A 12,944-nucleotide genomic window follows, 5' to 3' on the forward strand; every position below is an offset into this window, starting at 1 on the left:
CTTCTAGTTCAATCTTTATGGTGGATGAGAAGTTAACTAAAACATTTATTGCTTTTATTCGCGAGAAGTATTAAATGTAAAGAAACATGTTTATATCCTTCACCAGGATATGTATAAGGGGATGGCACATGAACACTCAAGATTTTTTAACCGGATATACCAAACGTTTTGTTGATAATAAAGAAGAAGAACTGAGTTTGGAAGAATACCTGGAATTGTGTAAAAATGACCCTTCTGCTTATGCCAATCCAGCGGAGCGACTATTAATGGCAATCGGGGAACCAGAAATGGTCGACACCCGACATGATCCTGTTTTATCAAGAATTTTCTCCAATAAAGTGATACCACGATATCACGTTTTTCAAGATTTTTATGGCATGGAAGAACCTATTGAGCAAATTGTCGGTTTTTTAAAGCATGCCGCTCAAGGGTTGGAAGAAACAAAGCAAGTGCTTTATCTTTTGGGACCTGTTGGTGGAGGTAAATCTTCAATTGCTGAAAAATTAAAAGATTTGATGGAAAAAATTCCATTTTACGCCATTAAAGGTTCGCCAGTGTTTGAGTCCCCACTTTCTTTATTTAATCCAACGGAAGATGCTGAATTATTGCAAGAGCGTTTTGGTATCCCTTCTCGATACTTACGCTACCTCATGTCGCCCTGGGCTGTAAAAAGATTGCATGAATACAACGGAGATATCAGCAAATTCAAAGTGATTAAAGTAAAACCCTCCCGCTTAAAGCAAATTGCCATTGCCAAAACAGAACCTGGTGATGAAAACAATCAGGATATTTCTTCCCTGGTAGGTAAAGTTGATATTCGTAAATTAGAAGAATTTTCTCAAGATGATCCCGATGCTTATAGCTATTCCGGGGGACTATGCCGAGCCAACCGTGGTCTTTTAGAATTTGTTGAAATGTTTAAAGCACCCATTAAAGTGTTGCATCCATTGTTAACGGCAACTCAAGAAGGCAATTACAATCCAACTGAAGGTTTATCATCCATCCCCTTCGAAGGAATTATTTTAGCTCACTCCAACGAATCAGAATGGCAAACATTCAGAAACAATAAAAATAATGAAGCATTTATTGACCGTATTAATATTGTAAAAGTGCCTTATTGTTTACGCATTTCTGAAGAAAATAGGATTTATCAAAAGCTTATTGATAACAGTTCATTAACTCAAGCTCATTGTGCGCCAGGTACATTGGATATGTTAGCGCAATTTTCCGTCTTAACGCGTTTAAAAGAACCACAAAATTCAAGTATTTATTCTAAAATGCGTGTGTATAATGGAGAAAGTTTAAAAGATACTGATCCCAAAGCAAAATCCTATCAGGAATATCGTGATTTTGCTGGTGTTGATGAAGGCATGAGTGGAGTATCCACTCGTTTTGCGTTCAAAATACTTTCTAAAGTATTTAATTTTGATCACAGTGAAGTAGCAGCAAACCCTGTACATTTAATGTATGTGTTAGAACGTCAAATTGAACAAGAACAGCTCCCCCAAGAAGTACAGGAATCATACTTAGGGTTCATCAAAGAATATCTTGCTCCGAAGTATGTTGAATTTATTGGCAAAGAAATTCAAACAGCATATCTGGAATCCTACTCTGAATATGGACAAAATATCTTTGATCGCTACATTACTTATGCTGATTTCTGGATACAAGATCAAGATTATCGTGATCCAGATACAGGTGAAATTTTTGACCGGGCCTTATTAAACCAAGAACTGGAAAAAATTGAAAAACCCGCTGGGATATCAAATCCAAAAGATTTTCGTAATGAAGTAGTGAATTTTGTGTTACGTGCTCGTGCAAATAACCGAGGCAAGAATCCTGTTTGGAACAGTTATGAAAAATTAAGAACAGTTATTGAGAAAAAAATGTTTACCAATACTGAAGATCTGTTACCAGTTATCTCCTTCAATGCTAAAGCGTCGGAAGATGATAAGAAAAAACATGAAGAATTTATTTCGCGAATGGTAGATAAAGGGTATACACGCAAACAAGTACGCTTGCTTTGCGAATGGTATTTGCGAGTACGGAAGTCACAATAAGAAAAACCTCTCCACGATGAGAGAACCTGGATGAACTCGAAGCGATGAGCTTGGGCTCCAGGATTATAATTGTGCCTCACCAATGCTACAAATATTCACGAAAAATGATTTTTTATGGGGATATATTATGTCGCAATTGATTGATAGACGACAAAACGCAGGGAAAAAAAGCACGGTGAACCGCCAACGTTTCCTTCGTCGTTATAAGAATCAGATCAAACGTGCGGTCTCCGATGCTGTTGGAAAACGTAGTATTACTGAAATTGACCAAGGGGAACAAATTACGATTCCCGCCAAAGATATCTCTGAGCCCATGTTTCACCGAGGTCAGGGTGGACACATAGAGCGTGTATTGCCAGGAAATGACAATTTTATAGCTGGCGATAGAATAAAAAGACCTAGTAGTAGCTCTGGGGGAAGTGGTGATAGCTCTAATGCCAGTGATAGTGGTGAAGGTGAAGATAATTTCATTTTTGAATTGTCGCGTGAAGAGTTCCTTGATTTGTATTTTGAAGATCTTGAATTACCCGATTTAGTTAAAAAAGAACTCGCACAAATTAGTACGTTCAAAACCATACGGGCTGGGGTAACCACCAGTGGTATCCCTAACAATATTAATGTTCTCCGCTCTATGAAACAAGCAACAGGACGTAGAGTGGCTTTAGCATCTCCCTATAAAAAGCAATTAAAAGAAACTGTAGAAGAATTGGATAAACTGCAAGCACAACCTGTTCTAAATACAGATGAGATAAAAAATTTGGAAAAAAGAATTGCGTTTTTGAAAAGAAAAATACAAACAGTTCCATTTATAGATACAATTGATCTCCGTTATAATTATCGCATTCGAGTGCCCTCTCCTTCTACTCAAGCAGTGATGTTCTGCGTTATGGATGTATCGGGATCAATGGATGAGGCAAAAAAAGACATTGCAAAACGTTTTTTTATCTTGCTCTATATGTTCCTTACTAAGAATTATGAAAAAATTGAATTAGTGTTTATCCGGCACCATACTTCCGCCAAAGAGGTCAATGAAGAAGAGTTCTTTTATTCTCGAGAAACTGGAGGTACTGTAGTTTCCAGCGCATTGGAACTATTAAGCGCAATTATTGAAGCACGCTATCCACCTGAGTCGTGGAATATTTATGTGGCTCAGGCATCCGATGGCGATAACTGGAATGCTGATTCACCTTATTGTCAAGAGCTTCTTCAAGATAAAATTATGCCTTTACTGCAATATTTTGCTTATATCGAAATCATGCCTCGTCATCACCAAAGTTTATGGGAAGTTTATCAGCTCGTTAAAGAGCACTATCCTAATTTTGCTATGGAAAATATTGATACGGTAGCGGATATATATCCTGTATTTCATGAGCTATTTAAAAGGAAAACCGCATGAGAAAAAAACCATTATCTACAAGCGCAGAATGGACCTTTGAATTAATTCAGGATTATGATCGCGAAATCGCACGCATTGCTAAAGATTTTAAACTCGATACTTATCCTAATCAAATAGAAGTCATTTCTGCCGAGCAAATGATGGATGCTTATGCCTCAGTAGGTATGCCCATAGGTTACCATCACTGGTCTTTTGGTAAGCACTTTGTAAGTGTTGAAAAAAGTTACAAACGAGGACAAATGGGCTTAGCTTATGAATTAGTTATCAACTCTAATCCTTGCATTTCTTATCTCATGGAAGAAAATACGATGCCGATGCAGGCATTAGTTATTGCTCATGCGTGCTACGGCCATAACTCATTTTTTAAAAATAATTATTTATTTAAAATGTGGACCTCAGCTGATGCCATCATTGATTATTTAGTATTTGCCAAAAAATACATCAGTGATTGTGAAGAACACTATGGAATTAATGAAGTTGAAGCAATACTTGATGCCTGTCATGCCCTAATGAATTATGGAGTGGATCGTTATAAACACCCTGCCCCATTATCCATGCAAGAAGAGAAGATTCGCCAACAAAATCGCGAAATATACATGCAATCCCAAGTTAATGAATTATGGCGAACTATTCCACAAAGTAAACAAGTGATAACACAGTCTCAGAAAAAACGTTTTCCAGAAGAACCCCAAGAAAACATTTTATATTTTCTTGAAAAAAATGCCCCTTTATTAGAACCGTGGCAAAGAGAAATTGTACGTATTGTACGCAAGATGGCACAGTATTTTTATCCACAAAGCCAAACTAAAGTAATGAATGAAGGATGGGCCTGTTTTTGGCATTATACGATTTTACATGCGTTGTATGATGAAGGCTTAGTTACTGACGAATTTATGCTGGAAATCTTACAAAGCCATACCAACGTCATCATGCAGCCTCCTTATAATAGCCCGTATTATAATGGTATTAATCCCTATACATTGGGATACCATATGATGCAAGACATCAAACGGATCTGCGAAAATCCTACTGAAGAAGATAAGCGATGGTTTCCTTACTTAGCCAATACAAACTGGCTAACAAGTTTAGATACAGCCATGCGTAATTATAAAGATGAAAGTTTTATTGCCCAATATTTATCACCTAAATTAATCCGAGACTTGAAGTTATTTCATATTGTCGATGACGATCGCAGCCCCGATCTTTATGTCAATGCAATTCATAATGAATCAGGATATCAAAAAATAAGAGAAGCTTTATCAAGACAATATAACTTAGGTTATTTTGAACCCGATATTCAAGTATATTCTGTTGATTTACAAGGTGATCGTTCCCTAACTTTAAGATATGCGCAACATAATAGAGTACCTTTAGGGAACACCACTTCAGATGTACTCAAACATCTTTATTCTCTGTGGAAATTTCCTATTGTTTTACAAGCGGTAAATACAGAAAATGAAGTTACCCAAGAATATCATTGCCCACCTAAACCACTACCTAATGCTTGATTTGTATCTGTTTGCATGAATCTTGGAAGGTGCGCCAAAAAATAAATGCCCCATGGAGGGGCATTAGCAATTATTCTGAAGCCATTTCAATAGCAAAAGCTAAAGCCAATTTAGAAAAATTGGTCATATGTTCTAGACTTAATTTCTCCATTGTATCAGCAGAAGAATGAATGTAAGGATTATGATCATCAAAATTAGATTCACATGGGAATGCTGCTGGAACTCCTATGTGATGCCAGGAAGCATGATCACTACAACCATAACCACACTCTGAAAAATCAACTGGAACATGTATATAAGTCTCAATCAATTTGGCTACAAATTTACTTAAACCTTTATCGGTGTAATCAGTAAATACCCACATGGTTGGATCTTCACGATCTACACGGTAACCAGTCATGTCAAATTGAATTGCTGCTTTTACTGGGATAGATTTAGACATAAAATGTTCAACTACATACTGAGAGCCCACTAAACCTTGCTCTTCAGCAGCATACCAAATAATATAAATTGGACGCTTAAATGCTATTTTAGAATGTAACAATACGCGTGTCATTTCCATATTTGATGCTGAACCACTACCATCATCACCCGCTCCTGGCATACGACCATCAAGTGTGTCCATATGTGCACCAATAACTACAGCAGGTGCTTTAATATCTTTGCCAATAACAGTCACTAAAGAAGGTTGTCTATACCGACCTGTTTTTACAAAGAAATTTGTCGTATCAGTACGCCCACTTTCAGTAACCATCGCGTCAAAGGTGTTTTTTAACCAATTAGCAGCAGATACACCAGTATCTTTATTCGCAGCACGATTATGAAATGAGGTTAATTGAGTTAGTGTATGCCAAATATTATCAGGAACTATATTTTCTAATTCCTCATTAACTTCTTTTTGGTGTTTTATCTCATACACTGCACCACTTAGATCTGTTGCTTTAATTGTTTTTTGCTGTAAAAGTCTTTGGGCTGATTGCTTTTTTGTTGCAATTTGAGCCCCCTCAATTTTATGACTCACATTCACAAATCGACCGCAATGTGTTTGATCGGCTAAATGACTTAGAGCATCTAAATCCGTCATAGACATATCAATAATTTTAAAATCCTTATTTTCGGCCAAAACCTCATAGGGAGTAGTAATTTTTTCCGCAAGACATTGAGGTACTTGCACTTGTTCGTGAATAGCACTCGCTGCAAAAATATTAGCACTCGCAAACATTGAACCCGCTGCGATATAGGTCATCCATTGATTCAAACGCATTTCTACTCCTAAGTTAAATTAATTTTAAAACGAGTTTCGCTCGTGGCCATTTACTTTACCTAAATTCCCCAATGGGATCTACTGCTTAATTAAAGTCGCGTTACAACAAACAATGAGCATGTGCTCTTTTTTTAATCTATTTGCTATTGATAATCATTTTCATTTAGGATAAAGTGGTGACCCTAATCCACTAAATGAGCAAATATATGGCAATCAATAAAAAAAAATTTCCTATAAAAAAAATTCCCTATTATCTGCTTCTAACGCTTCTGACCACAGGAGCTAGTTTAATTCTTGGTTTTTTAAGTTTTGGTGGAATGTATGCATTGATTCCCGCTTTGTCAGTAGCATGTGCCACTTTTGGCCTCTCAGTGGCTTATGAAGGTGAAATTTATTTACAAAATATTAAAGGTGCCTTTAAGAAATTATTTAAAAGTAATTACTTAGAAAATCATTTAGCTAAGGAGTATTTATTACAAAATTTCCCTGAAAATACTGACGATCCGGATTGTCCTCAGTTTTTCAAGGATTATGAAAAACAACTGCAGCTTCTTAGCCTTTTTAAGCACAAACAACTTGATAAGGAAAGCAGAAAGCAAAAAAGGCAAATCGAAAAAACGCTAGCAGACATGGAAAAATGGTTTGCATTACAGCTCTTTCCTGCAAAAAACGCGCAGAGTGAAGAGCTTTCAGCCTATGCTTTGGAGTTGCGCAAATGGCTTGCAAGTCACCAACAAAAAGAATGGCAAGAAAAATTGGAAAAACGCCAATCCACCTTTAATTATGTAAAAGGTTTTAGTGCTCTTGCAGCAGCGTTTATGGGATTAGGCAGTACTTATCTTCTCGTGGAAGCATTTAGTGTGATTCCAGTAGTTGCTGCAATTCCATTTGCTTTTTGGCCAATTTTTATTGTTCCAATGTCAGTAATTGCTGGAGCAGCTTACGGAATGCTGACCTACAATACAATTACTGATTTGATTAACAACGATACCATTAAAAAATGGTATAACAAACTTCGTGATGATTTAAGCCAAGGTTTGACTGCCCGTAACGTATTTATGACTACTATGGCTCTCTTTTTAGCAGGCCTAGCTGTTGCACTTACGATTTGTACTGCAGGTACTTGGTGGACTATAGCGACCAGTGCACGTCCATTATTTGAATGGATGAAAAAGATGCCTAGTTTTATTATGGGAGTGATTAATCCAATCATCACTGGATTATCCGCTATATTCTTTAACATCCAAAATACTGCCGAATCTCTAGAAATGGTAGATGAGGCGACCCGCTCTAATAAAAACATATTTCGCAGTATTTATGAGTCAGTTACTGAAAACCTCGCTCATGTCCGAGATACAGAAAATTGGCTCCAGATTTTTAACCCCTTTCGCCTTCTTTTAAAACTCACCATTACCCCGCTACGAATCCTGCTCTTTTTAGGGCATCTAGTCAGTATCGCAGTGACTTCCGATCGTATGCCCGGTGTCCCGCAAATTGTATCCGCCCTGGTGGGAATTATCAGTGAAGGTTTTGAAGATGCTCATTATTTTGCTGGCCATGAAGAGAAGTCTTCGCAGGACGTTAAGAAAACAGCAACGCTATTGAAAGAGCGTTTAGCAGGAGACGCAGAAAATGAGTCTGATACAGACATCCCTACTCGTCTTCTAAAAGTCATAGCATCGCCTTTATACGCTCTAGCAGCGATTTGGGATTATCTGGCCAGTAAACTTAACGCAACATCTGATGCCCAAGGTTCACGCAAAACGCTCACTTTGACGCAAGCATGGAATAAACAGCTAGGAGTACAAGAAGAGACGAAAGTGGTATTACCTACACATACAAAACATCCTTCACAAGAATGGAAAGTAGAGCATACCGCGTACTTAATTGATAAATATTCGAGAAAACACTTAAATCAAGTCAAAATTGGTACTGCCTTGGCTGATGATAAGAGCGACGCACTTAAAGAACTAAAAGGTAAAGTTCGTGCAAAAGCATCTAATAGTGAGACATTAAACGAGATACTTACTACTGCCAAAAACAATCCTGTCTATAATCAACATCGATTATTTGCCCTCTCTAAAGATGAGAAAACAACAACACAAGAGTTTGTTGAAGACTTGTCTGAACGTGTTAACGCACTTGTATAAATTCTTGGAGGCCCCTCTACGCTCATCTCTACTTTAATCAAGTGGAGATGAGCAAACTACTCTGCATCACATGATTCAAATAAAATACAAAAACTACTTTTATCACTTCGTTTAACTGCTTGGGCTAATTGAGTATTTCCTTTGTCAATATGAACTCGGGATTTACTAACGTTAAGTTCAATATTATCAATTAGTTCACCTTGATATTTCACCATGATACTAATAATAAATTAGATTTCATAATAGCATATACCTTTACATCCAATAATACCCTTTTCTTAAGAGAGAAAGGGAACCTTCGTTCTAATTTGCAGCTTCAACTTTTGATATTAGGGAATAGTTTTATAATATTGAACTGTATTATATTATATGAAGAAACTTTCTTGTGATTGATGTTGATCCAACTCATATTCCTGTAAATTTTTCAATGTGTCATAATATTCTAAAAGCAGCGTTACAAATTTGGATTTTTTTGTTTCCTTCTGAAGAGAAGACTTATCAAATAGTTGATATAAGGTTTTATTTACCGTTTTCTCAATCCGATCAGGAACAGATACAGGAGCAGATAACAAGTTCTCAAGGTATACAATTTTGGTTTGAACCGCCCCACAAGCAGGTGAAGTCAAAGCCAACAAAACAGCACGCATTTGGCTAAATTCCAATCCTTTAGGATCTTTACTCTGTAGATCCTGGGCATAGGATAGCATTTCATCAAAGACCCTACCAAGATGCATTTGGACATGCCTATATTCTTCATTCTGGGTCTGTTGATCAACAGATGATCTCACACCTTGTACTAAAGAAAGTAAGTGATCCAACTCTTTCTTTGGCAATCTTGAAGAGTGCTCACAAAAGCAAAATTCGACCATCAAACGATTCATTTCAGCATGGCAATACTTATTAATGGCATAATGCTCCATTGCCGTTACTAACGTTTGAATCACTTGAGCAAGGCAAGCTAATAGATTTTTAAATATTTTACGCTGCCTCTCAAAGTCATTTAATAGTTTTTGGCCCCAAAAAGTGGTATTCTTTTGCTCATTATGACTTTTATTATCCAATTGTTTCAGTTCAAATAAACAATTGGATTGAATCTTCAACAGACGATCCAAATATTTTCCAGGCAAGAGATACAGTTGATCCTGTATATGCTCTATCAAAACCATTCGATCAAAAAAATCAGTATGAGACAATTGATTCTTGGAACGACGCATTAAATTGCGTTCATATTGTTTTTGTTCCTTACTAATCTGATTGGCTAAGACACTTAACTCTTCAAGCAACGATTGGCAACCATCTTGATATGAGTAGGTATTCTCTTGATCTGTCAAGGCTCGCTTAAATTCCTTACAAAACCTACGAACTGCTTCCACACATTGGGGTGCAGAAAGATTTCCCTCTTCAACAATGAGCTTTAGTTGCTGATAACTCTCTCGTAACAGTTTTTTGCATTGCTCTTCGACATTACCCTTTTTATCCGTTAAAATAAACTGTAACTTATTCTCACAGTTCTTTAAGATTTGATTTAAATCACTCAATAATTTTTGATTGAATAAATAAAATGTGACCTGTTCATTAACGATTTCATGCTTTAAAGTTTTAGAAAATTCTAAATCCTGATTATTAAAAAGTGATAAATGGTGCCTGAGCTCTTCATTTATAAATTGAACACGAGACAAATGAAGCTGGGTACGTTGTAGATTAATTTCATCAATTTCTTTTTCAATACCCGCATATAGACCCTGTATGGTGCTGTCTTCTATTTTACCATAAACCAAGTCTTGATTTTCATTCTGCTGTAGTGAAATTTGAGTTTGAACAACTTCTTTAGATGGTTCATTCTCATTGTTTTCAGTACTTGTTTTGTTTCGCTGAATAGTATGCAACTGTTCTTCAAGACGGATTTTTTTTAATTTTAAATTTTCATCTCTACCAGCAATTGTCAGTTCGAACTTGGTGGTAATGCGATTAATCACTGGTAATTTATAAGGATTTGGTCGTTCTAACAAACGAGCAAGATTGTTTCTGCTTGTTTCACCAGGACCATACAATGACTCTAAGTGGTGTAATATGATTTTTATTTGCGGAGAAAGTCCACACCAGTCTTTCTTATCAAATAGTTTTTGTATATCTGAATAAACAAAGGCTTGGTACACTGCTTGTGCACTAAAATAATTTCCCATTTCAGTCAGTTCATTAGCAAGTAATACGAAGCGTTCAAATAATAGCCGACAAGAAGCTGTATCCAGTCGTTTTAAAAGCTCATTACGAATATACTCACTTTGATAGCTGGATAACTGTATTAATTCTTTGGTAATCGCTTGAATAGATTCACCTTTATCTAGGCGTTCATTGACTGTTTCAGCAAACTCTGAATAGGCTTCATTTACCATTCTGGTCATCGTACCTGCTAATAAAGAAATTGCTTTGTGATTTACTGTACGCACATGATGCGCCATCTTTGGTTCGTCATGAATTTGCTCATTTATCTTCTTATTAAGTAAAAGCTCATCCCATTTTGTTAATAGATTTGAAAACGAGAGCATGGGTTGATTCAATAAGTTATTCTTTGAAGATGAATAACCGAATTCAAAATTATGTGAATCCTGTGATTCGTACAATGAGACTTGGGTCTTGCTCAGGAGTAAACATTGCAACATCAGTTCCTGAAGTTGTGTTACAGAATCTTTTGAAATGATAAATCGTGATCGCATGGAATAGTTCTCTCGCTATAATAGTCTAATTAGATTTTTATATTGCCATAGTGGTATTTTATAAGCCTTATTGGATGTTTTAAAATCTTTGCGGGGCGATTATACACCAAAGTGATCTATTTTTGTTTTTTCAATACACTATCAGACATAAAAGGAGAAGAAAGTATCCGTCAACGATTACAGCAAGTTAATTACTTTGCATTAATAACTCTTGAGCATGGGAACGTGTTTGTTCTGTAATTTTTAATCCACCAAGCATACGTGCAATTTCATCAATTTTCTCAGCCTGTTGCAGTAAGCTAATGCGCGTAAATGTCTCCTTATTGTCGCTTTGCTTTTCCACCATAAAATGATTGTGCGCTGCAGCAGCAACTTGGGGCTGATGAGTCACGCAAAAGACTTGTAAACGCTCGCCGAGTTTACGAAGCATTTGCCCTACCAATGCAGCAGTAGCTCCCCCAATGCCAACATCCACCTCATCAAATAATAAAGTGGGGGTTGTACCTTGTTGGGCAGTAATCATTTGAATCGACAAACCAATTCGGGAAAGCTCTCCTCCAGAGGCAATTTTACTAAGCGAATCAAGCTCCATTCCAGGGTTGGTACAGACTTTATATTCCACTTTATCCATTCCATGCACTTGCATTTTTTCTAGTGGGATTAGTGAAATTTCCACTTTTCCCTTAGGCATACCCAATTGTTGGATACTTAGAGTAATTTCCTGCGCCAATTTTTTAGCCTGTTTTTGTCTTATCTCTCTCAATTTTAAAGCAGCCGTTTCATAGGCACTAACCGATTGGCGATACTGTATTTGTAATTGAGTTAATTGACGCTCATTATCGTGCAAGTTTTCGAGTTCATTTTGCAAATGCTGTGCATGAGTAGGTAACTGGCTACTATCAACATGATATTTACGTGCAAGCTGATGAATGCTGCTCATCCGTGTTTCTATCTCATATAATCGATCGGGATCGAGATGAACACGTTCAGAAAATTGGTGCATTTCATCAATCGCTTCTTCACATTGAATCAAAGCACCATTAATCAACTCTTGAACATTTTTGATTTGGATTTGCTCTTGAGGCAATTGGCTAAGCAGATGTAAAACTTGGTTTAGACTCGAACAAACATTGGGCTCATCATCCGCATTTAATAATCCATGTATTTGTTGGCAGTTATGTAAATATTCTTTGGCATGGTGCAACATCTGATGTTCTTGGTGCAAGGTTTCAATTTCATGCTCCTGGAGGTTTAATGCAGCTAACTCATCAATTTGAAATTGCAGTAACGCGACTTTATCTGCTTGTTGCTCTCGACTTTGTAACAGCTCTATTTCTTGTTGAAGTTTTTGACATTGTTTGTAAAGTTGGGCTACTTCTTCAAGTAAGGGTTGATTTTTTCCATATTGATCCAGTTGCTGCCGATGCGTGGCATGTTGCATCAGCGCTTGGTGCTGATGCTGTCCGTGAATATGTACTAATTTTTCACTTAATTCTTTTACTTTTTGCAGCGGAAAAGGTTGTCCATTAATGTACGATTTAGAACGTCCCTCAGCATAAATAACACGACGTAAATAAATATCACCATCATCACAAGAGATATCATGAGCAGCAAGCCATTGCGCCGGTTCAGAATCACGACCCACAAAAAAACCCGCCGTGATATCGCATTTTTCTTGGCCAGGACGAATCACTGAAGCATCTGCCCTCTCTCCTAAAGCGAGCATCAACGCATCGATCATAATGGATTTACCTGCACCGGTTTCACCCGTAAACGCAGACATTCCCTGAGTAAAATCTAACTCCAAATGGTGCACAATTGCAAATTGTTTGATGCACAAAGTTGTTAGCAT

Annotated in this window: 8 protein-coding genes; 4 read left to right on the forward strand and 4 right to left on the reverse strand. The window is 36.9% G+C overall.

Going from position 1 to position 12,944, the window contains the following annotated elements; genetic code table 11:
* Positions 1 to 128: 128 nt before the first annotated feature.
* From Lgra_RS05100 to Lgra_RS05110, 3 genes are all read left to right on the forward strand, one after another.
* Positions 129 to 2,060, forward strand: coding sequence for a PrkA family serine protein kinase (locus Lgra_RS05100; RefSeq protein ID WP_058498198.1), 1,932 nt, complete (start codon positions 129 to 131; stop codon positions 2,058 to 2,060).
* Positions 2,061 to 2,187: 127 nt separating this feature from the next.
* Positions 2,188 to 3,456 carry a YeaH/YhbH family protein gene (locus tag Lgra_RS05105; RefSeq protein ID WP_058498199.1) on the forward strand — a complete coding sequence of 423 codons (1,269 nt, stop codon included), beginning with the start codon at positions 2,188 to 2,190 and terminating at the stop codon, positions 3,454 to 3,456.
* The gene (locus Lgra_RS05110) at positions 3,453 to 4,964 is read left to right on the forward strand and encodes a SpoVR family protein (RefSeq protein WP_058498200.1); all 1,512 of its coding nucleotides are present in this window, start codon (positions 3,453 to 3,455) and stop codon (positions 4,962 to 4,964) included. Before Lgra_RS05105 ends, Lgra_RS05110 begins: the two co-directional genes overlap by 4 nt.
* 70 nt (positions 4,965 to 5,034) lie before the next feature.
* On the opposite strand, the gene lapA is transcribed toward Lgra_RS05110, so the two are convergent.
* Entirely contained in the window at positions 5,035 to 6,228 is a 1,194-nt protein-coding gene (gene lapA, locus Lgra_RS05115; protein WP_058498201.1) for an aminopeptidase LapA, read from the reverse strand.
* A 206-nt stretch (positions 6,229 to 6,434) separates the two neighbouring features.
* Between lapA and iroT the strand changes: the two genes are divergently transcribed.
* Positions 6,435 to 8,378 carry a T4SS effector ferrous iron transporter IroT/MavN gene (gene iroT / locus Lgra_RS05120; RefSeq protein ID WP_058498202.1) on the forward strand — a complete coding sequence of 648 codons (1,944 nt, stop codon included), beginning with the start codon at positions 6,435 to 6,437 and terminating at the stop codon, positions 8,376 to 8,378.
* A gap of 56 nt (positions 8,379 to 8,434) precedes the next feature.
* On the opposite strand, the gene Lgra_RS17420 is transcribed toward iroT, so the two are convergent.
* The 3 genes from Lgra_RS17420 to recN all read right to left on the reverse strand — a co-directional run bounded on the left by Lgra_RS17420 (position 8,435) and on the right by recN (position 12,944).
* Complete coding sequence (locus tag Lgra_RS17420; RefSeq protein WP_083502859.1) at positions 8,435 to 8,593, reverse strand: SNARE domain-containing protein; 159 nt, start codon at positions 8,591 to 8,593, stop codon at positions 8,435 to 8,437.
* 150 nt (positions 8,594 to 8,743) lie between these two features.
* Complete coding sequence (locus Lgra_RS18240; protein WP_238584365.1) at positions 8,744 to 11,092, reverse strand: RasGEF domain-containing protein; 2,349 nt, start codon at positions 11,090 to 11,092, stop codon at positions 8,744 to 8,746.
* A 187-nt stretch (positions 11,093 to 11,279) separates the two neighbouring features.
* Positions 11,280 to 12,944 carry a DNA repair protein RecN gene (gene recN, locus Lgra_RS05135; protein ID WP_058498203.1) on the reverse strand — a complete coding sequence of 555 codons (1,665 nt, stop codon included), beginning with the start codon at positions 12,942 to 12,944 and terminating at the stop codon, positions 11,280 to 11,282.

Source organism: Legionella gratiana (genome assembly GCF_001467695.1).
In the GTDB taxonomy this organism is placed as follows: Bacteria; Pseudomonadota; Gammaproteobacteria; order Legionellales; family Legionellaceae; genus Legionella; species Legionella gratiana.